The sequence below is a fragment of the Myxococcales bacterium genome, assembly GCA_016716835.1.
Classification (GTDB): domain Bacteria; phylum Myxococcota_A; class Polyangia; order Haliangiales; family Haliangiaceae; genus JADJUW01.
Genome location: JADJUW010000001.1, coordinates 141,593 through 161,220 on the forward strand (window position 1 = coordinate 141,593; position 19,628 = coordinate 161,220).

General features: G+C 64.0%; 18 protein-coding genes. 8 read left to right on the plus strand and 10 right to left on the minus strand.

Annotation, left to right across the window (positions count from 1 at the left end):
- Positions 1–77: 77 nt before the first annotated feature.
- Positions 78–1,727 (plus strand): hypothetical protein, encoded by a 1,650-nt coding sequence (locus tag IPL79_00580; protein MBK9069495.1) that lies wholly within the window; start codon positions 78–80, stop codon positions 1,725–1,727.
- A 2-nt stretch (positions 1,728–1,729) separates the two neighbouring features.
- Here the strand turns inward: IPL79_00580 and IPL79_00585 are convergent, their stop codons facing one another.
- Together IPL79_00585 and IPL79_00590 are read right to left on the minus strand one after the other, a co-directional pair.
- Complete coding sequence (locus IPL79_00585; protein ID MBK9069496.1) at positions 1,730–2,260, minus strand: DUF4377 domain-containing protein; 531 nt, start codon at positions 2,258–2,260, stop codon at positions 1,730–1,732.
- Positions 2,261–2,462: 202 nt separating this feature from the next.
- Entirely contained in the window at positions 2,463–3,134 is a 672-nt protein-coding gene (locus IPL79_00590) for an ankyrin repeat domain-containing protein (GenBank protein MBK9069497.1), read from the minus strand.
- A gap of 575 nt (positions 3,135–3,709) precedes the next feature.
- On the opposite strand from IPL79_00590, the gene IPL79_00595 reads away from it, so the two are divergent.
- Positions 3,710–4,498: a hypothetical protein gene (locus IPL79_00595; protein ID MBK9069498.1), complete on the plus strand. Its 789-nt coding sequence runs from the start codon at positions 3,710–3,712 to the stop codon at positions 4,496–4,498.
- Positions 4,499–4,512: 14 nt separating this feature from the next.
- Here IPL79_00595 and IPL79_00600 read toward each other — a convergent pair whose 3' ends face one another.
- The 5 genes from IPL79_00600 to IPL79_00620 form a co-directional block, all read right to left on the minus strand.
- Positions 4,513–5,145: a hypothetical protein gene (locus tag IPL79_00600; GenBank protein MBK9069499.1), complete on the minus strand. Its 633-nt coding sequence runs from the start codon at positions 5,143–5,145 to the stop codon at positions 4,513–4,515.
- Positions 5,135–6,028: a hypothetical protein gene (locus IPL79_00605; protein ID MBK9069500.1), complete on the minus strand. Its 894-nt coding sequence runs from the start codon at positions 6,026–6,028 to the stop codon at positions 5,135–5,137. The genes IPL79_00600 and IPL79_00605 overlap by 11 nt, the downstream gene beginning before the upstream one ends.
- A complete protein-coding gene (locus IPL79_00610) occupies positions 6,025–6,666 on the minus strand; it encodes a hypothetical protein (GenBank protein MBK9069501.1) in 642 nt (213 codons plus the stop codon). Before IPL79_00610 ends, IPL79_00605 begins: the two co-directional genes overlap by 4 nt.
- 105 nt (positions 6,667–6,771) lie before the next feature.
- The gene (locus IPL79_00615) at positions 6,772–7,185 is read right to left on the minus strand and encodes a hypothetical protein (GenBank protein MBK9069502.1); all 414 of its coding nucleotides are present in this window, start codon (positions 7,183–7,185) and stop codon (positions 6,772–6,774) included.
- 89 nt (positions 7,186–7,274) lie between these two features.
- Positions 7,275–10,346 carry a PDZ domain-containing protein gene (locus IPL79_00620; protein ID MBK9069503.1) on the minus strand — a complete coding sequence of 1,024 codons (3,072 nt, stop codon included), beginning with the start codon at positions 10,344–10,346 and terminating at the stop codon, positions 7,275–7,277.
- Positions 10,347–10,441: 95 nt separating this feature from the next.
- Between IPL79_00620 and IPL79_00625 the strand changes: the two genes are divergently transcribed.
- The 5 genes from IPL79_00625 (at position 10,442) to IPL79_00645 (ending at position 15,380) form a co-directional block, all read left to right on the plus strand.
- Positions 10,442–11,638 carry an RNA polymerase factor sigma-32 gene (locus IPL79_00625; protein MBK9069504.1) on the plus strand — a complete coding sequence of 399 codons (1,197 nt, stop codon included), beginning with the start codon at positions 10,442–10,444 and terminating at the stop codon, positions 11,636–11,638.
- Positions 11,639–11,643: 5 nt separating this feature from the next.
- Positions 11,644–12,507, plus strand: a complete 864-nt coding sequence (gene rsmI, locus IPL79_00630; protein MBK9069505.1) for a 16S rRNA (cytidine(1402)-2'-O)-methyltransferase — start codon at positions 11,644–11,646, stop codon at positions 12,505–12,507.
- 43 nt (positions 12,508–12,550) lie between these two features.
- The gene (ccrA, locus tag IPL79_00635; protein ID MBK9069506.1) at positions 12,551–13,807 is read left to right on the plus strand and encodes a crotonyl-CoA carboxylase/reductase; all 1,257 of its coding nucleotides are present in this window, start codon (positions 12,551–12,553) and stop codon (positions 13,805–13,807) included.
- Positions 13,780–14,253, plus strand: a complete 474-nt coding sequence (locus IPL79_00640; protein MBK9069507.1) for a VOC family protein — start codon at positions 13,780–13,782, stop codon at positions 14,251–14,253. The genes ccrA and IPL79_00640 overlap by 28 nt, the downstream gene beginning before the upstream one ends.
- A gap of 323 nt (positions 14,254–14,576) precedes the next feature.
- Positions 14,577–15,380, plus strand: a complete 804-nt coding sequence (locus IPL79_00645; protein MBK9069508.1) for a transposase — start codon at positions 14,577–14,579, stop codon at positions 15,378–15,380.
- Positions 15,381–15,441: 61 nt separating this feature from the next.
- On the opposite strand, the gene IPL79_00650 is transcribed toward IPL79_00645, so the two are convergent.
- Positions 15,442–16,743 (minus strand): cyclic nucleotide-binding domain-containing protein, encoded by a 1,302-nt coding sequence (locus IPL79_00650; protein ID MBK9069509.1) that lies wholly within the window; start codon positions 16,741–16,743, stop codon positions 15,442–15,444.
- A gap of 34 nt (positions 16,744–16,777) precedes the next feature.
- Positions 16,778–18,079, minus strand: coding sequence for a hypothetical protein (locus tag IPL79_00655; protein MBK9069510.1), 1,302 nt, complete (start codon positions 18,077–18,079; stop codon positions 16,778–16,780).
- A gap of 87 nt (positions 18,080–18,166) precedes the next feature.
- Here IPL79_00655 and IPL79_00660 point away from each other — a divergent pair, with 87 nt between their 5' ends.
- Positions 18,167–19,039, plus strand: a complete 873-nt coding sequence (locus IPL79_00660; GenBank protein MBK9069511.1) for a prolipoprotein diacylglyceryl transferase — start codon at positions 18,167–18,169, stop codon at positions 19,037–19,039.
- Here IPL79_00660 and IPL79_00665 read toward each other — a convergent pair.
- Positions 19,036–19,563 carry a hemerythrin domain-containing protein gene (locus IPL79_00665; GenBank protein ID MBK9069512.1) on the minus strand — a complete coding sequence of 176 codons (528 nt, stop codon included), beginning with the start codon at positions 19,561–19,563 and terminating at the stop codon, positions 19,036–19,038. The two genes, IPL79_00660 and IPL79_00665, sit on opposite strands and share 4 nt — an antisense overlap.
- Between the last annotated feature and the right edge of the window lie 65 nt (positions 19,564–19,628).

Genomic DNA, 19,628 nt, shown 5'->3' on the forward strand with positions numbered 1-19,628 from the left:
CGGGGCCGCAGGCGAGGGCGGGCGCGCTGTGATACGGTGCGCCCGTGCCTTTTGCCATGGTCTCTCCGGCGTCTAGGATGCGTGGCGCGACAGCGGAGGCGTGGGCGACGGCGCTCGCGGTCGTGGTGGCAGGCGTCGCGCTGTGGTGGCACGCGCAGCGCTATTGGTTCGTCACTGACGACGCCTTTATCTCGCTCGTCTATGCGCGCAATCTCGCCGAGCATGGGCAGCTCGTGTTTAATCTCGGCGAGCGCGTCGAGGGCTATACCAATTTTGCGTGGACGGTATTGCTCGCAGGGGCGATTAAGCTTGGCGCCGTGGGCGACGTCGCGGCGTTGTGGCTCGGCCTTGCCTTTGGCGTCGGTACCATCGCCGGCGCGGCGGCGTGGCTGCGCGCGGTGCTGCCGCCGGATGTTGCGCCGTGGCCCACGCTGTGGAGCGCGGTGCTCGCCGGGTTGCTCGCGGGCAGCGCGGGGATGGCGGCGTGGAGTGCGGGCGGGCTCGAAACGCAGCTCGTAACCTGCGCCTTGATGTGGATGTTTGTCGGCTACGAGGGCGTGCGCTGCGCCGCCCCGCGCGCAGGCAGCGCGAGGCCATCCGCGACCGTGGCGTGTTGGGCGATCATTGCCGTCCTCACGCGTCCGGACGCCGCGGTGTTTGTCGCCGCCCTTGGGCTGCATCGCGCCGCGGCCCTCGCACGTGCGCGCGCGTGGCCCCATCGTCGCGATTGGCTAGTCGCGGCCGCGTTTTTGTTGGTGGTCGGCGCCTATCTCGCGTGGCGCCGCAGCTACTACGGCTACTGGCTGCCCAATACGTATTACGTCAAAGCCACCGGCGCATTTTCGCCGCCAGCGTTGGCGGCCCAGGTTTGGCAAAACGGTTGGTACTACTGGCGTGCGTGGCTCGCTCATCTGGGCGGCGTCGCGCCGGTGCTGCCATGGGTCGGTGCGGTCATCGCGGGCATCGGCGCCCTGCGCCTGGCGTCGCGCGCGCCCTACGTCGTCATCGCGCTTTTGCTTTACGTCCCCTATGTCGCCTCAGTCGGTGGCGATTTCATGGGGCTGTTTCGCTTTGTTATGCCCGTCACCGTCATAGCCATCGTCGCGGCCGTGCTTGGGCTTGAGTGGCTCGTTGAACTATTTTGGCAAGGTGGGCGCGCCGCCCGCGTCGCCGCGTCGCTCGCGGTAATCGCGCTCCTGCTGAGCTGGGGCACCAGCCAACAGCGCCTCACCGACGCCAGCCTGCGCGCCGGCAATTATCGCAACGATCGCGGCATCGACACGCCGCGCTTTCTCATCGACTACACGCACGATCGCGCGCGCATCGGCGCGGCGCTGGCGCCTTGTGTGCGACCGTCCGATCGCGCCATCGTCGGCGGCGCCGGCGCGCAGCCGTATTTTGCGCGCCTGCGCGCTATCGATCTCTTTGGCCTAGTGTCTGCCGAAATCGCGCACGGCTCGCCGCGCGTCAGCGCGCGCGCCGGCCACAACAAGGTGGCCAGCAACGACCTCTTGTGGGCCTATCAACCGACCCTAGTATTTGCCTGCTACGACCTCACGACGTCGCTACCTCGCGCCGATTTGCGCTGCGGTGCATTTTGGCGCCAGCGCGATTTTGAGCAAGTGACCATGCGCATCCCCGGCCTGCGCGAGCGCGGCGAGTACTATACATTTTGGGCGGCGCGCAGCCGCAATTTTCGCTGCCCTGGCACCGTGCTGCGGCGCTGAGCTCAGCGGGTAGAATAGACAATCAGCGGGTCGGTCGGCGTGGAGGGATGGCCGAGTTCGAGCGTAATCGCTTCGTTGGCCCCCAGTGCCGCGGCAATCAAGTCGCAGGACTCCGCCGCCGCGCAGGTGACATCGCGCTGGCCGAGCAAGCTAAAGCTCCCGGTCGCGGCGTCGCCGTTCGCATAGGGCGCGGTTAGCGCTATCTCAAAGCGTTCATCGATAACCTCGTCGCTTATGACCTCGATGAGCTCATACCGCGCCGAGGACCCATCCTGGGGTGGATTTTCGATCTCCGTGACCTCCACCCGGAGCGCGTAGCGGTGGCCCCATTGGTAGTCGAAACCCTCAATATAGTCGTAGAAGTACCAGTACTCGGAGCCGTCAAGCTCGCTGGCACGCAAGCAGAGCCGCAAGTTCTCGCCCACGCACGGTACCCTATAGTGGTCGACGAGCATGATTCCCTGTTCTCTGTCCGCGGAGCCGCACGCGGAGCCAACAAACCAACCCAAGATCATGATGAAGGAAAATTTCATAAGGTGGAGAAACCTATCATTCTCGGTGGCACGCAAAAACAAAAACGCGGTTTGCGGATAGGGCCGTGCACCCGGCGTAACGCGGCCGTGCTAAGGATCACGGCGGCAGGGCGCGTGCGTGGCGTTGCGCACAGAACGCTAGGGTCGCGCTCGCATCGGTGTAAATGGCAGATGTTAGACCCGGTGACACTGCTTTACGAATCTATCGTTTCTGGCGCTCGTGGAGTAAGTCAACAATCTCCACGCTCCCCTGCTTGCGAGCGATGTCTACCGCGCTTTCCCCCGTTTTATTGGTGTGCGCGGTATCCGCACCGTGGTCCAACAGCAGCTCGACTAGATCCTTTTTGTTCCGACGAACGGCGTAGATGAGCGCGGTGTCGCCTAATTGGCTGGCATGATTGACGAGCGCACCATGGACGATAAGCAACTTGGAAATGTCAGGGTCTAAGGATCCCATGAGCGGACTAACACCGCGCTCGTCTGCCTGGTTGACGTTCGCGGCGGCGCTGATAAACGCCCTGACAGTACACACGTTCGGCTCGAACGCGGCATATGCTGCGATGAGCAACGGCGTCCGGCCCAAGTCGTCTTTGGCGTTAGCGTCGGCATGCTGGCCGAGCAAGTAGTTTGTCATTTCACAATGCCCAGCCAGCGCGGCGTAATGCAAAACATTCATTCCGCCATCAAATTTGCTGTTGATATTTGCTTTGGAGGCGAGCGCCCGCTTCACGCCGTTTAAGTCGCCTCCTCGTACGGCCTCGTGTAACGCCTCGTCGTTCCTGGAGATTTTTAAAGCGTTTGGTTTTTGGTCTCGTTCGCGGCACGACGTGACGCAAAGAAGGGCCAGCACAATCAGTATTGTGTAAGTCGACATAGGACCAGGCTTCGCGGTAGCAAATCCACAACGCTCCAGGCAGCATTTGTTACATGCCACTTGCTGATGCGCAACAGGATCCGCTACGTGAGCCGCCCGGCGGACCCGCGAACCAAGGAAGCGAAAACTAGGGTGACACTCTCGCGCCTCCCCAATAGCCTGTGACCCGGGGGGATGTAACGCTGCAGATTGGGGGATGGCCGCCGCTGGCGGTTCCATCACCCGCCGCGGCCAGCACTTTGCCATAGACATCTGATTGGGTAACGTCTAGCAAGGGGGGGGGCGAGGCGCAAATGCAGGTTATTAGATTTATATTTCTCGTCTTTGTTGCCGGATGCGGCACCGAAGGGTTTGGGACGGCTAGCTCACCGTCCCCTGATGCCGGGACATCACCCGACGGGGCACTAGCGGACGCAAATCCATTAGACGCCTCACCTCCGACGGACGCCAATCCGCCCTTTGATGCAACGCCGATTGATGCTCCTGCGCCCGACGCGGGTACGGTCGCAGGGGTTGTCGAGGTCGTAGCCACCGCGCAAGATGGCGCAAACGTTGTCGTTACAAATTCCACCCACGTGTATTGGACTACCCTGTTTGGGAATACGGTAATGCGTGCCTCCCTGACCGGCGATAGCATTGAAACGATCGCCAGCGCCCAAGTCGGAGCCAGCGGCATCGCGATCGACGCCACTCACATTTACTGGACCACCCACCACGGCTTTGGCACAGACGTGGTGATGCGGCGTCCGCTAGGAGGAGGGGGGCTGGAAACCGTTGCGAGCGGCCAAGATGACTGCGGCAGCATAACTCTCGATGACGTGAGTATCTTTTGGACCTGCACTGGCTCCGACAGCGTCTTCCGCCGGGCTAAGTCGGGAGGTCCCATCGAAGTTGTTGCTAGCTCGCAAATTGGGGCATGGGGCATCGCTGTCGACGACTCCCATATCTACTGGACAACAATTAATACCAACACGGTGATGCGCCGGGCAAAAATAGGGGGCGCCGTGGAGACGATTGCCACCGAGCAAGATTTTCCGCATGGGTTGGCGGTCGATGCAACGCACGTCTATTGGTCTACCCACGTAGGAAGCACCGTGATGCGACGTGCGAAAGCTAGTGGTCCCATAGAGACAATTGCTACTGAACAGGGAGCGCCCAGAAATGTGGTGGTCGATACCAATTACGTCTACTGGACAAGTGGTGGCTTCATCGGCGACGGAACCATTCGGCGTCGAAAGCACTCGGGCGGACCAGTGGAAACCTTGGCAGACAATCTACAAGCCCCCACAGGCATTGCGTTACGCGGAGCCCACGTCTATTGGACCAATCTCATCGGCGACTCCGTTATGCGCACAACGCGCTAGCTCAGCGGTGCGCGCTACATCGCGACGCGGACGCCGATGCCGAGCATCAGCAAGGGATAGGCGTCGTCGTCGGTGGATGGATAGATCGCGTCGCCGCCTTGCGCCGGATAGTGCGGCGGCGGGAGCTCCTTAAATATCGGCACAAAGAAGCGGCCCTCGGCATACACCGAAACCGCGCGGCTGCGCAGCAAGATCACGGCGCCGGTTGCGAAGGCGCCGACTTGCCGCACGCTGGTACTTTCGACCACGCCCCATTCGTCGCGCGCGAGCAACGGCACGTTGGCCTGGCCGATGCCACCGCCAACCGAAATGGGCAGCAGCGGCAGGCGGAGGCGAATGGCGATGGCGTTGAACCTAAGGCGCCCCGAAGTGTTGGACGCGTGCAGGCCATCCTTGGCGCGCGTTGAATAACTGCTGAGCATCCATTCCAGCGACAAGCGGTCGCGAAACATGACACCCAGGCCGAGGTTGGTGCCGGTGCCAATCAGATACGTCGGATGATTTGTTATCGCCGCGCCGCCCAGCTCGGCTGAAACCGTTACGTGCGACGCGCTCGGCTCGGCATTCGCAGCGCGTGAGGACGCGGCGGCGATCAGCAGGCCGCATGCGGCCGCGATCCAGAACGTGGTGCGGCCGTTAGAACGCAAGGCCCACCTCCGCGGTTGCCGTCAAACTACTCGCCCGCATGCGGTCGATCGAGACCTCGCCGCCGATATAAAAGAACGGGCCCATCCACTGCGAACCGAGGCGAAACGTCTGCGGCCCGGGCGCAGCGTCGATCGTTTTAGCCAGCATGGGCTGCAAGTTCATATCTGTTTGCGCGTACAAAGCGAGTCGCTTGGTTAAGAGCCCGGTGAATTTGACTGGAAAGCCATAGTAGGGCGCACTGAGCGGCCCGGAAACGTTGGCGTTGGTAAGCACGCCGCTGCCGTCATCAGCGACATACTGCCAGTTGCGTCCGTGCATGGTGTACTTGCCGCCCGCCAGGCCGATCGAAAGGTTCGAGCCCGCAAAGCCCAAGGCCTTGCCGGTGGGGATGCGAAAATTGAGCGCCATCATAAAGCCCGACGTATCGCCGCCGAGCTTGGTCGACGCGACATCAACCACGGCTTCGGCGCGGAAGGCGCCGGACAAAATGGCCGGCGCGACGTTTTCAGACCAATCCTTCACGCGCTCACCATATGCCGCCATTTCGGCGGCTGAGGGCGGTGTATACGTAACCTCGGTCTGGGTATAGGTCGTGCAGTAGCCGCCGCCGCAGGTCGTCGATTTGCTGAGAGTTTCGCTCGTGGTGGTGCCGCTGGGAGCCTGCGGCGCGGATAAAATCAGCAGCAGCGCCTTGCTCAGGACACCGCCGTAATCGCGATAGCGAATCGAGGTGGTCGTGCCACGCGAACCTGTCGGCGGCATGAGGTCGTTGCCGTAGCTAGCGCGATAGCCGAGCATGTACGCACCGGAGCAGGCGACGCTCGACGTCGCGGTGGCCGCCACCACGCTGAGCATTGCGAACGTGCGCAGTTTTGCCTTCATCGGCCACCTCCCATGCCTGGCCATGCATAGCGATAGCCGACCCCGAACTCGACACCGGTCGCGCTATAGTCGCCGGCCTCGTCGCCAAGGCCGCCTTTTTCCCATACCAGCCCGGCAAGCAAAAACAGGCCTTTGTCGCTAACCAGCTGCACCCCGGCGTTGATCGCAAAGGATGGCCCTGGGGCAGTTAACTCGTTGGCAATCAGCGCGATGCCGGCCTCGCCGAAGGCGCGCAGTTGCAGCGATCCGCCGGTGTCATCGCCACGGCGCCCGCCGCCGAGCGCGAGCAACGGTACCGACGCTCCGACCGTCGCGCGATCCGCGAATTCATTGGCGCCACCGACGACCCGCTCTGGCGTGGCCGCCGAGCGCGCCCGCACGTTTGGAAACAACATCCCATAGCCAAAGGTCAACTCCGCGATGCGGCCAAGGCGGATCGAGGCGTCGAACATTAAGGTGGTGCTGGTGACGGAAATCTTGTCGCCCTCTACCGCCAGAGGTGGATCCGAGAACTCGCTGCTGGGTGGCGGCGTGACGCCAGCCTTGCCACTTACCAGCACTTGCGTCAGCTTGCCGCTAAAAGCCGCGCAGCCGGTGGAGAGAGCGAACGCAACGGCGAGCACAAACACCGCACGCACGCGAAATCGAGCTACCCTCTGGCGAAGTGTCGTGTCCAACGTTGGGCCCCGCCAAGTACGCTAGCATGCGCGCGGTGCCAAACTCCATCGGCCAGCCGCGCCGAATCAAGATTTCGTGAGCGTGAGGTTCCACGACTGCGAGCAGATGGGTTTTTTGCCGCTAAACGTTTCGGCGACCAAGATCAACGTGCCGCCGCCATTGGTAATGCGACCGCTATAGTTGAAGTGCGTCTCGCCGGCTGTGGCGGACGCTCGCAGCTTGCCCGACGTGCTGGTCTTGCCCTTGGCCTCGGGCACGGCGCCAAACAAAATGGTAACGGCTTCGCCGACGGTGTTAATTGTCAACGAACCATTGGCGGGCGTGGCGGCGGCGTTGGCGCACGTGTTGCTGATGGTGCTTACGGTTGCGGCATAGACCGCCGCGTCGGCGAGGGCGGACGTTGCACCGAGCAGCACCGTTGCCGCCAACAGCCAGCGCGCCGCGGTCGTGGAAAGGGGCATGTGTTTCTCGAGGCGCATGGTACGAGTTTAGACGCGGCCATCGCCGATTGCTTCAATGTTGTCGCGCCGGTTGTAAAATACAGCGATTTCAATACGTTGCAAGTCGCCTAGGGCTGTGGCACAAGCGTCGCTGCCACGGGCGCGCCACCGTCGCGATAGACATAGAACTGCCGCATCGAGGTCACCTGTTCGTTTTCACGCGCGACGATCACGATCTCATTCGAGCCTGGCCACAGCGTGACGTTCGCGGAAAATTCGAGCGCGGTGCGGCTGCCGCGGTCGCGCGACGAGGCGTAGAACACCTTGCGCGTCTCGATCTTGGCGGCGTCGTTGGTGACATAGATATAGACGTCCTCGACATGGTTGTCGTCCTTGACCACGCCCTTGACGGTGAAGGTGCCGCTGCTCACGGCCAGCGCCGCGGGCGCCAACTCGATGATCGGTGGAATGACTTGCCAGCGAGTTTCGAATTTGGGGGCGGCAGCGCCCGAGCCGGCCGCTAGGTCGCCGCGCCGCACAAACCCATGCTTGCCTGCCCCCCGCGCGACCTTGACCCAATCGCCGTACTGCGCGACGCGCTCAACTTGCGAGGCCGCCTCCAGGGTGCCGATGGTCCCGGCAGAGACATCGGCGCCGGCGTAAACCGTCGCCTTCGCCTTCACCTGCTCGACGCCACGTGCCTCGCTCGCCTTGGCGATGGCGGGTTTGATTTCAAACCGCAGCTTCTCACTCGCCGAGGTGCCAAGCGTCTCGTCATAAACCGTCATCTCGAGCCCGATAAAATCGCGCGCCGGCCGCTGCGCGATGCGCAGGGTAAACTCGTGCTCTCGCGTCGTCCCGGCGGCAACGGCGCCCATCTGCAAGCGCGAGGTCTCGAGCACTACGTCATCGCCTGAGGAATTTCGCAACACCAGCACCGCTTTGGGTGCGGCCCCGACGCCGGCATTCTTAACGGCAACGCGCAGCTTGATGCGCTCGCCAGCCTGCACCAAGCCGTCGCCGTCGGCGCCATCGCCGTCGACCATCTGGTACGCATAGCCGAACGCCGGTTGCGGCGCGGCCTTGATGCCCAGCGCCAGCGGTGGCGCGTCGAAGGCCGAGCCCGCCGCATCGCTGGCTGACCACTGAATGTGGTCGCGGCGATCCGAGGCAAAGCTTGGGATCTTGACCCGCGTCGTAAAGGTCTTAGTCTCGCCAGGCATCACCTTGCCGAACGCCAATTCGTAATCGCGAAAAATGGGGTCGTCGGTGAGCGTGCGGACGAAGGCGCGATACGCCGGCGCGGTGCCCGTATTCGTGAGCTTGGCCGTCACCAAGGCGGTGTCGCCGGCCACTAGCTCGGCGCCGGGGGTAACCGCGACGTCCAGGCGCAGACTGGTCTTGGTGCGTGCGCTGGCGGCTGGGGGAGCCGCCCAATCGATGCCCAACTTTGCCAGCGCCTTGACGCGCTTGGCGGCCTCATCGGCCTGCTTGGCCGCGACGATGGCGGCGGCGCTGCGCAGCAGCACCTCGCGGCTAGGCGATTTGGTTTTCTTGACGATTTCAGCCGCGAATAAGATTTCGAAATCGGTCTGCAGCTCGTCGGTGATGAGTTCCTCTTCTTCTTCGCCGTCGATCGGGGCCTCGCCCTCGACCGGCTTTAGCGCGGCTGGGGTCGCCGGACGCTCAAAGAGATAGGCCAGCGAATACTGCGGCGTCTCGGTGTCCTTGGCAAAGCTGCTGTCGAGATGCGAGTCGAGGTCGCGTTCGCGGTACGAGCGCGATGACGGCAAGAGCCGCACCACGTCGCCAGGCGCATCGTTCTTGCTCGGCACCAGGGTGCGCAGCAGCTCGATGTCGGGGACGATGCCAACGCTCTGGATCGATTTTTCGCCCGGCGTGAGATATTGCTCGATGGTGAGCTTGAGCTGCGAGCCATCGCGATAGCTGTAGAGCTTTTGCACGCTGCCTTTGCCAAAGCTGCGCCCGCCGATGATGATGCCGCGATTGTTGTTCTTGATCGCGCCTGCGACGATTTCGGCGGCCGAGGCGGACGACGAATTGATGAGCACGGCCAGGCTCGAGGTCGCATCTTCATTGTCGCTTTCGGCGTAGGTGTGGCGCGCGTTGGTGCCGCTGGTCATGGTCGAAACGATGACGCCGCTGCGCAGAAAAAGGTCCGCCACCTCGATCGAGGCATCGAGCACGCCGCCGGGATTACGACGCATGTCGAGCACCCAAGCCGTCGCGCCTTGCGCCATCAAGGTGGTCATCGCATTGGCGACCTCGGCGCCGGTATTGTCGCTAAATTGATCGATGCGAATGAGCCCGACGTTGCCGGAGACGAGCTTAGACTGTACCGACTCGACGCGAATCACCGCGCGCTCGAGGTCAAAGCGCAGCAGGTCGGTCATGCCCTTGCGGGCGATCCACAGCGTCACCTTGGTCTTGGGCGTGCCGCGCATGCGCTCGACCGACTCATCGCTGGTAAGGTTTTCAGTCGGCTCTTGATTGATTTTGACAATGTGGTCGCCGGCCTTGATGCCGGCGCGCCCGGCGGGCGTGTCGCGCATCGGGCGAATCACGGTGAGCTTGCTGTTGACGAGGCGAATCACGATGCCCAGGCCACCGAACTTGCCGCGGGTGTTTACCTCGAAGTCTTTGGCTTCCTCGGGGTCAAACAACACCGAGTGTGGGTCGAGCGCCGAGAGCATGCCATTGACGGCGGCGTATTCTACTTCGGCGAGATCCTCGGTCTTGCTGACGTTGTCTTCGATAAACTTAAAGATAGGCTTAAGGCTGGCCGCGAGACGCCACGGGGAATCGACATCTTTGGTGGAAAACGTCTGGCGCTTGGCGCCCACCATCACCGTGACCTCGTCTCGCTCGGGCGCGGGCTCAATTAGGATTTCCGCGACGCGGAACTGCACCGAATCGAGCGCGCGAAACAGCATTTTTTTCGAGTCGATGCGCGACGGATCGACATAGTTTTTGCGCACATCGGTGAGCGTGCGGTTCACCAGCACCATGTCGGTCAGCCGGTGCTGCGCCACCTGGACCGGCTGGCCAGGCGCGGCGCGCACCTCTTGCGGGCCCAGGCCACCCACGAGGCTCGCCGGCGAAGGCCGCCAAATCGACAAGACCAAGGCACCGACGGCCGCCACCGCAATAGCTACCGCATGCGTGGAGAGTTTCTTCATGGCGAAAGTATAGCGCCCGGGCGCGGTGGCGCTCCGAATTTCGCGGGGAATGTTGCGGTCGACGCGAGGGGTTACATGTAGTATACGCTGCGGCGATGGCAAAGACGGAGGGCAAAGCGCCGCGCGCACGCAGCACCGGTGCCAAATCCGCGCCCGCCGGCAGAAAGTCCGCTGCCGCGCGAAAGCAGGCGGCGAGCCAGCCGCGCGAGGACGGCGATACCGCCGACGAAACCCCCGACGAAGCCGCCGACGAGGGCAGCGAGTTTGACCCCGAGGTTGATGAGCCGGCGACCGTGGCGTTGGTGGCGGCACCTTCCGCAGCGCTCGTGTTGGCGGCGGAGGTCGACGAAGACGCCGACGATGACCCCGACCAGGAAATGTCGATCATCGACGTACATGAGCCGGTGGCCAGCCGACCAACGGATCTCTACCAGCGCGACCCCCTGCAAATCTATATGGAGCAGGCGCGGCGCTTCCCGCTGCTCTCGGCGCAGCAAGAGCACGAGCTCGCGGTGCAGTATTTCGAGCATGGCGATGCGGCGGCGGCGCGACGCTTGGTCGAAGCCAACTTGCGCCTGGTGGTTAAGATTGCCTACGAATATCGCCGAGCCCACAAGACGATCGTCGACTTGGTGCAAGAGGGCAACATCGGCCTGCTGCAGGCCGTGCGCAAGTACGATCCGTATCGCGGCGTCAAGCTCTCGAGCTATGCCGCGTTTTGGATTCGCGCCTACATCCTCAAGTTCGTGCTCAATAATTGGCGCCTGGTCAAGATCGGCACGACGCAGGCGCAGCGCAAATTGTTTTTTAATCTGCGCAAGGAGCGCGAACGCCTCGAGCGGCTGGGCTTTGCGCCGACGGCCAAGCTCATCGCCGAAAATCTAGATGTCAGCGAACGCGACGTCGTCGAGATGGAAAAGCGCATGGCGGCGCCCGAGGCCTCGCTCGATGCGCCGGTTGGTTCGGACGACGAAGATGGCCGCACGCGGCTCGACATGCTGGCGTCGGGCGATCTCGATCCGGCCGACGCCGCCGAAGCCAAGGAGTTCAGCGCCTTGCTCGCGGAGAAGCTCGAAATCTTTGCCAAGGGCCTAGACGGGCGCGATCAGGTGCTGTTTCGCGAGCGTTGGTTGGTGGAGGAGCCGCGCACCTTGCAAGACATTGGCGACACCTATGGCATCAGCCGCGAGCGAGCCCGTCAGCTCGAACAGCGCATCCTCGGTAATCTGCGCGTCTATCTGCGCCAAGAGCTTGGGGGCGCCGTCGACATCGATGCGTTGTCGCGTGATTAGGTAGCATGAGCGGCCGCCTCTACGTCATCGCGACGCCGATAGGCAACCTCGAAGACCTGTCGCTGCGCGCGGCACGGCTCTTGTGCGAAGCCGCGGTCATCTATGCCGAGGACACGCGCCGCACCCGCGTGCTCATCCAGCACGCGATGACGTTGCGACCCGGGGCTTCGATGCCGCGGTTGGTGGCGTTGTTTGACGGCAACGAGGCGGCCAGCGCGCAACGCGTGGTGGCCGACGTCGCGGCGGGGCTGGCGGTGGGCCTGGTCAGCGACGCCGGCACGCCAAGCATTTCCGACCCTGGCCAGCGCGTGGTGCGCGCGGTCGCTGAGGCGGGGCTGCGGGTCGAGATTATTCCAGGGCCGTCGGCGGCTATCGCGGCGGTCGTGGCGTCGGGCCTGCCGAGCGAGCGTTTCTTGTTTGTTGGCTTCTTGCCGCGCGATCACGGCGCACGGCAACAGGAGCTGGCGCTGCTCGCGGCGCAAACCGCGACCATGATTTTTTACGAGGCGCCCGACCGCGTGGCGCAAACCGTGGCTGATATGGCCGCGGCGTGGGGCGACCGAGCAGCCTGCTTGTCGCGCGAGATCAGCAAGTTGCACGAGGAGCACGTGAGGCTGCCGCTGTCCGCGCTCGCGGCGCATTGCGACGCCGGCGTGCGCGGCGAGTGCGTGATCGTGGTGCAGGGGGGCGACGGCGCGGCGACCTCCGTCGCGCCCGTCGAGCTGCAGGCGCAAATTCGCGCGCTCCTCGCGCAAGGGCTCGGCCCCAAAGACGTCGCGGCGCGGCTGCTCATCACGACGGGGCAACCAAGGCGCGTGCTGTATCAACTGGCGCTATCACTGGCACGAGGCGATCACCCAAACTCGTGAATACGGCTTGCCCTGGGCGCTGACGCGTGTTGCACTGACCGTGATGTCAGAGCAAGTCCCCGCCCTCGGCGAGGTGCCGCCGCTAGGCGTCGTGCCCTCCCTCATGCGAGCGCAAACCCTCCGCGCGGCGCGCTATGGCGAACCCATCACCGCGTTTGCCGAAGAGGTGGTGCCCACGCCCGCGCTGGGCCCGCGCGAGGTCTTGGTCTATGTCATGGCCGCGGGCGTCAACTACAACAACGTGTGGGCGGCGATGGGGATGCCCATTGACGTCATCGCGACGCGCAACAAGCGCGGCGAGCCTGAAGCTTTTCATATTGGCGGCAGCGATGCGTCGGGCGTGGTGTGGGCCGTCGGCGCCGACGTGCGTAACGTCGCGGTCGGCGACGAAGTGGTGGTGCATTGCGGCATGTGGGACCCGGACGATCCACACGTCCTCGCCGGCAAAGATCCGATGTTGGCGCCGACGCAGCGCATTTGGGGTTATGAGTCCAATTGGGGCAGTTTTGCGCAATATACCAAGGTGCAGGATCACCAATGCCTGCCAAAACCGCCGCACTTAACCTGGGAACAGGCCGCTTCCTACATGCTCGTCGGCGCCACCGCCTATCGCATGCTGCACGGCTGGGCGCCCAATACCGTGATGCCTGGGGATCCGGTGCTCATCTGGGGCGGCGCGGGTGGCCTTGGTTCGATGGCGATCCAGATCGTCGCCGCCGCGGGCGGACGCGCGGTCGCCGTCGTCTCGGGCGAAGAAAAAATCGCCTATTGCAAAAAGCTAGGTGCGGTCGGTGTGATCGATCGCCGCAAGTTTACTCATTGGGGCAAGCTGCCGCGGTGGTCTGACGAGGTCGAATACGGCATTTGGCTGCAAGGCGCGCGCGCGTTTGGCAAGGCCTTTTGGGAGGCGCTCGGCGAAAAGCGCAATCCGGCGATCGTGTTTGAGCATCCGGGCGAGACGACGATTCCAACCTCTTCGTTCGTGTGCGACACCGGCGGCATGGTGGTGATTTGCGCCGGCACCACCGGCTACAACGCGACGCTTGATTTGCGTTATCACTGGATGCGGCAGAAGCGTTTCCAGGGCTCGCATTTTGCCAACGACGTGCAGGCCAAGGGATGTAACGACCTCGTCCTGGCGGGCAAATTAGATCCATGCCTGTCGCGCACCTTTGCCTTTGCCGAAACGGGCGCGTGCCACCAACTGATGCGCGACAACAAGCATCCGAGTGGAAACATGGCGATCTTGGTGAATGCGCCGCGGCCCGGCCTGTGCAACCTCGCGGCGGTGCGCGCGTGAGCCGGCCTTTTACGATTCTAGGCGTGCAGCAGCTTGCGATCGGCGGGGCGAGCAAGGCGCCACTGGTGCATCTGTGGCGCGACCTCCTTGGGCTGACGCAGACCGGCACCTATCGCAGCGACCGCGAAAACGTCGACGAAGATATTTATGCGCTCGGGCAGGGCGACGGCGCGGTCGAGTTAGATCTAATGCAGCCCATCGACGCGAGCAAATCGCCGCGCGTGCACGAGCCGGCGCTCAATCACATCGGCCTGTGGGTCGACGACCTCGCCGCCGCCGTGGCCTGGCTCACCGCGCAGGGCGTGCGCTTCACACCGGGCGGCATCCGCCGCGGCGCCGCCGGCCACGACGTCTGCTTCATCCACCCCAAGGGCAACGAAGCCTTCCCGCTCTGCGGCCAAGGCGTGCTCATCGAACTTGTCCAGGCGCCGCCGCGGCAGGCGTAGCGCGCGCTAGATCTGGCACGGGGTGCGGCCTGGCACGTTGGGGAGTTTTTGGGGACTCGATCGCTAACATGCCGTTGCCGGGCCGCTCAACCCAGCGAGGCGCCGGGCGCGGCATTTAAAGAGCCAGCGCCCCGGCGCTCCATCGAAAAACAATCTCAACAGAAACCTTCTACGAGACCTGATCGAGAGTTTGGCTAACTAACGTGCTGCCGCGCCCCGGCCCCGGGCTTTTCATGGCCCCGGGCCGGGCGGCAGTGGGGGGAGATTCAAATTTTCGATTTCTGTTGCATTGTCGACGCAAATTTCATACTAATGCCGAATCAATGTGCGCCGCCGGTTTCAAATCCCGCAAAGTCGGCAAGTCGCGGGCACAGCTCGCGCTGGTCGTTGGCACGCCCCATCGCAAGGCGAAAGACGGCTCGCGACGTGGAGGTAAGCGCGTGGGCGCCGGTCGCAAGCCCAACGGCGAAGCCGCGATGGTCTCGCATGCGCGCCGGCCGCCGCATAAGGCCGCGCATCCGTTGCACATTTCGATGAAGGCCTTGCCAAATGTTCCGAACCTACGGCAGCCGCGTCTCGTTCGGGTCATCACGCAGGCCATGCGCCAAGTTCACGCCATGCAACAGGGCGACGCAAGCCGCGGCGCGTTTCGCATCGCCGAATTTTCGATCCAAGACACGCATGTTCATTTGTTGGTCGAGGCGGCCGACAAGCGCGCTATGTCGCGCGGCATGGCAAGCCTGGCTATCCGAATCGCGCTTGCCATCAAGCGAGTGCTGGGGCGCGACGAAAAGGTCTGGCGCGAGCGCTACTATGCGCGTCGTCTGACCGTGCCTAAAGAAGTCCGAAACGCGCTAGTTTACGTGCTGCTCAACAGCATTAAGCATAAGCCGGACCGCGTCGCTGCCGGGCGCCACAGGACTGGCCTGCGGGTGCTGGTCGACGTGCGCTGCACGTCAGCGGCATGGTTTAAAGGGTTCTCACCAGCCAGCGAGGTGGCGTTGCAGCTCGCGGACAAGGCCAATATGCAAGTCCCGCCTGTGGCCCCCGCGACGACTTGGCTATTGACCACCGGATGGCGCCGGCACGGCCTCATCGATCCGCGTCGCGATGGGCCCCGCGGCTAGGCCAACGCCGCTCCCGTTAATAGATTTTCTTGTCATTGTCAGCGGCGTGTGACGTCCGGCGTCACGGCTCAGAAAACCGCAGCTCGTCTTCGGTCTCGACCAAGGGGCGGTCCTCGAGCGCATCGTGCAAGTGGTTGGTGGTCTTGCGCAGCCGCAGCGCGAGCACCTGCATCAGGCTCCACAGCAATTTCACCGAGAGTTCTGGCTCGGTCTTAAGCAGGTTGTGAAATTCGCTGCGCGCAATCACGGCGAGCTGGGTGCGCTCTTTGGCCACGGCGGCCGTCGAGCGCGGCGCATGATCAATCAGGCACATTTCGCCGAAATGGTCGCCGGGCCCGAGCTCGGCGAGCACGACGTCGTTCTTGCGCAGCGCGACGCGGCCGCCGAGCACGATGAACATGGAGCTGCCGGCAGTTTGTTCTTCAAAAATTACGTCGCCGGGTCCGACCTCCATCAACGACGAGACGTTGGCGACCTGTACCAATTGGCGATACGAGAGATAGCGAAACAGCGGCATGCCCTTGAGCGTGTCGATGCGCGTCGCCCATTGCTCGACGATGAGCGGCATCTCTTCTGTGACCTGGTCGTGGGTGACGCGCACGACGACGGCGGTGATGTTGTCGCTGCCGCCAGCATCGTTGGCGTGCTGCACCAAGGCCGCGGGAACCTCCTCCACGCGCAACGATGACACCTTGGTCGCTAAGTCGCCGGCTTCGAGGTAGCCGTGGAGGCCATCGGAGCAAAGCACAAAACTATCGCCGGGCAACACGTCAAAGTCGACGGTGTCGACCGCGACGGATTCGGTGACGCCAACCGCGCGCGTGACGGCATTTTTGAATTGGCGAAACGGCGAGGTCTCGAGCTCGCCGCGGCGCAGGCGGCCCGAGCGCAGCAGCTCATTGACCAGCGAATGGTCTTCGGTGAGCTGGTGCGATTGGCCGTGGCGCAGCAAGTAGACCCGGCTGTCGCCGACGTGGGCGATGAAGCCGCGGGGGCTATCGGCGTCCCCGGCGAGCAGCAAGATCGACGCCGTGGTGCCCATGCCGCGCCGCGCCGGCTCTTTTTCGGCCTGCGCAAAAATCGCGGCACAGGCGTCCTGGATCGCGGCGTCGAGGATGTCGAGCAGGTGCCCTGCGGTGACGGTTTCGCTGCCGGCGCGATAGGCGCGAATGGACTCGAGGTGGGTCGCAATGGAATCGCGGATGGTATGCACCGCCAGGGCCGAGGCGACGTCGCCGCCGGCGTGGCCGCCCATGCCATCGCACACCACGAAGAGGCGCATCTCGCCATCGATGAGGAAGTTGTCCTCGTTACGTTTGCGGGCTCGGCCAATATCAGTTGCGGCGGCAAACGTAATATCCATCGCCCCGCAGGGTGACACACGCGGCGCGCCGACGTCAACGCAGCCAAGGAGGCAGTCGCTCGAGCAGTCCATTTGACGTGTCGTCGACGAGCAGGCCACGCAACCCACTCGGCGTGACGCCGCCGGCGAGCACGCGGCCGTTGATCACGACGGCGAGGTCATGCCGTAGGCCGGCGCGATGGGCGCGGGCCGTGTACGCAAGTGTGGTTGCCAGCGCGCGCTGCGCCGCTGAGGCGTCGGCGCAGGCGGCGACGTTGCTGCCACCCGAGGCGGCGAGTTGCAACAACAACGGCGGGCTCGTGCCTCGTTGCGCGGCGCACGTGAGCGCAAGCGTTGCGTCGGTCGAGGGTGGCGAGTCCGCCGGTGGCGCGGCGCCGCTTGGTTGCGCGGAGGCGTCGATTGCCGTGTTTACCTGCGTCGCGGCCGCGAGCGGCGTCCATCGCGCGCGGATGGCGCCAGCCCGAGGCGTCGCCGCCGCAAGCCGCTCGAGTTCGCCAAGCAGGCCTTGGCACACGGTGTCGAGCACGCAATAGACATCGACGCTCCACCGCGGCTGCGCGTGGGCGATGAGCACGAAGCCACCAAATGGCGCTTCGCCGCCCGTGGCCGAAGCTGGCGATGCCGCCGGCACGCTCGTCGCGTTGAGCGCCGGGCGCTCATAGCTGCCGCGGCTGCGCCCGATGAGCGGTAACCGCTGCGAGGCGGATGGCGGCGCAAGCCCGCGGCGGAGTGCGAGGCGTTCGACGCGCTCGCCAACGTCGGTGACCAGGCTGCGCGTCACCGGCTCGCCGTTGATGGTGAGGCGTTGCGTGGCGCCGCGCGATTCCGCCGTTGGTCTCGCCGCCACCGCGCTGTACGTCCGCTCCGTCATGGCATGCTTGAACGCTGGCAGCTCGAGGCTGCACGCTTGGGCGGCGGCGAGCAGCGCCCCGGCATCCAGCTGGTCGCCGCTATGATCGCCGAAAGTGGGCGCGGTGCCGATCGCCTCGATCAAACACCACGCGGCGCCTTGGGCGGCGGCCTCGAGCAGCGCGCTGGCGGCGCGGTCGTCGTCGATCGAGCCGCGGCTCGCGATGGTCCAACGCAAGGCGACCAGGCCGGGGAAGCGGTCAACGAGCGCGCGCAGCGTAATATGTGCATACGTCGCCGCGCCCCGGCGCACCGTATCGGCAAGCTCGATCATAATCGGGGCCGCGGGATTGCCGTAGGTGAGCGTGGGGCTGGCAAGCGCGCGATCGCGCGGAACGGTCGAAGTACCGTCGGCCTGTGCCAAAGCCACGTGGCTCGCGGTGGCGGTGATCCACGCGACGAGCGCGCAAGAGATCACTTCAGGCATCGGTCGTCGCATCGTGCCGCCTCAGCCTAGCATAAAATCACAAGGGTTTCATTGAGATGCGGCCGCGTTGGCGGTAGGTTGTCGGCCATGATCAGCAGCCTTGCTAGCGCCATACCAGCGTTTCCCATCGATAAGGTTGAAGGCTGGATCTCCGACACCTTGCCCGTGCCGTTGCACGTGTTTGGGCTGGTCGTCGCCATCGGCGTCATCATCGGCGCCGAAATCGCACGCCGCCATAGCTGGCGCTACAACGTCCACGACGATGATTTTCGTGGCCTCTCGCTCACCGTCGTCGTCACCGGGTTCATCGGCGCACATGTGTTTGACGTGCTGTTCTACCAATGGGACGATTTTATGAAAGACCCGATGTTAATCGTAAAGATTTGGGCGGGCATTTCCTCCTACGGCGGCTTCATCGGCGGCGCGCTCGGCTTTTTTGGTTACACGTGGTTTCGACGTCTCAACACGGGCTTGTTTGCCGACTCGATCATGCTCGGGCTCTTGCCGGGTTTTACCATTGGCCGCCTGGCTTGCACCTTGGCCAGCGATCACGTCGGCAGCGAGACGTCGTTTGTGCTTGGCTTTGACTATCCCGCGATGCGCCTCTTTGGCTTTAACGGTCCGGTTCGCCTGCACAACCTTGGTTTTTACGAGCTGCTGTATTTGATCCCTGTCTGCGCCATCGTGCTGTGGCTCGGCTTTCGCAGCAAAAAACGCCTCGCCGCCGGCTCGCTTGCGGTGCTCACCGGGCTGCTCTATGCGCCGGTGCGCTTTGCCCTCGACTACCTGCGCTTTGACAAGAGCGATCCGCGCTACCTGTCGCTGACCTTTGCGCAATGGATGTCGATCGTGGCGTTTATCGCCGCGGGCTACGTCTTTTTGCAGCTGCGCAAGCACGGCAAGCCCGCGCCCACTTCCGCCGAACTCGGCGACAAAGTTGGCGGCCGGCTGACTGCCTAACCGCGGCCGCCGCCGCGGCGGTTGCGAAATTCGGTTTCCATTTCGGTGCGCTGCGCGTCGGTGAGGCGCGAGCTCCAAGCGGCAAACCACGCGTCTTCCAAGCGAATATGCTCGGCGGCGGCCGCGGTCAGCGCCTCAAGGTGCGCCACCATGCCTTGGTAGTAGGCCGCCGACGCATCGTTGCCGTCGAGCACGTCGTAGGCCGCGGCAATGACCCGCGCATGTGCTGCCGTGTGCTCGGCATGCTCGCGGATTAACTGTTCCACCTGCGGCGCGGCGTCGGGTGCCGAGGCCAAAACGCGCGGGAAAAACGTAGCCTCCTCATCGGCGTAGTGGCGCGGCAGCGAGCGCGATAAATAGCGCGCGCCATCTTCGAGCTGCCGGCGCGCCGCATCGTCAACGCTGCCGCCGCCGGCGAGGGCGCGAAATACCGCGCCCAGCTCGCCCAGCACCACGCCATGGCGCTCGTGCGACGACGCCAGCTTGTCCACGAAAAAATCAGCCGCCGCGTCGTCTGGTCGCATGGCGGCATTGTTCGCCTCGCGGCCAGCGGCGACAACGGGCGCGGGCGGATATTGCGGGCCTAAAA

Bases quoted from the DNA above. Each gene is read 5' to 3' on its own strand.
- ccrA (MBK9069506.1), top strand. From the start codon at position 12,551: ATGTCAGAGCAAGTCCCCGCCCTCGGCGAGGTGCCGCCGCTAGGCGTC.
- IPL79_00660 (MBK9069511.1), top strand. From the start codon at position 18,167: ATGATCAGCAGCCTTGCTAGCGCCATACCAGCGTTTCCCATCGATAAG.
- IPL79_00620 (MBK9069503.1), bottom strand. From the start codon at position 10,346: ATGAAGAAACTCTCCACGCATGCGGTAGCTATTGCGGTGGCGGCCGTC.
- rsmI (MBK9069505.1), top strand. From the start codon at position 11,644: ATGAGCGGCCGCCTCTACGTCATCGCGACGCCGATAGGCAACCTCGAA.
- IPL79_00580 (MBK9069495.1), top strand. From the start codon at position 78: ATGCGTGGCGCGACAGCGGAGGCGTGGGCGACGGCGCTCGCGGTCGTG.
- IPL79_00585 (MBK9069496.1), bottom strand. From the start codon at position 2,260: ATGAAATTTTCCTTCATCATGATCTTGGGTTGGTTTGTTGGCTCCGCG.
- IPL79_00650 (MBK9069509.1), bottom strand. From the start codon at position 16,743: ATGGATATTACGTTTGCCGCCGCAACTGATATTGGCCGAGCCCGCAAA.
- IPL79_00645 (MBK9069508.1), top strand. From the start codon at position 14,577: ATGTGCGCCGCCGGTTTCAAATCCCGCAAAGTCGGCAAGTCGCGGGCA.
- IPL79_00625 (MBK9069504.1), top strand. From the start codon at position 10,442: ATGGCAAAGACGGAGGGCAAAGCGCCGCGCGCACGCAGCACCGGTGCC.
- IPL79_00590 (MBK9069497.1), bottom strand. From the start codon at position 3,134: ATGTCGACTTACACAATACTGATTGTGCTGGCCCTTCTTTGCGTCACG.
- IPL79_00615 (MBK9069502.1), bottom strand. From the start codon at position 7,185: ATGCGCCTCGAGAAACACATGCCCCTTTCCACGACCGCGGCGCGCTGG.
- IPL79_00665 (MBK9069512.1), bottom strand. From the start codon at position 19,563: ATGCGACCAGACGACGCGGCGGCTGATTTTTTCGTGGACAAGCTGGCG.
- IPL79_00605 (MBK9069500.1), bottom strand. From the start codon at position 6,028: ATGAAGGCAAAACTGCGCACGTTCGCAATGCTCAGCGTGGTGGCGGCC.
- IPL79_00655 (MBK9069510.1), bottom strand. From the start codon at position 18,079: ATGCCTGAAGTGATCTCTTGCGCGCTCGTCGCGTGGATCACCGCCACC.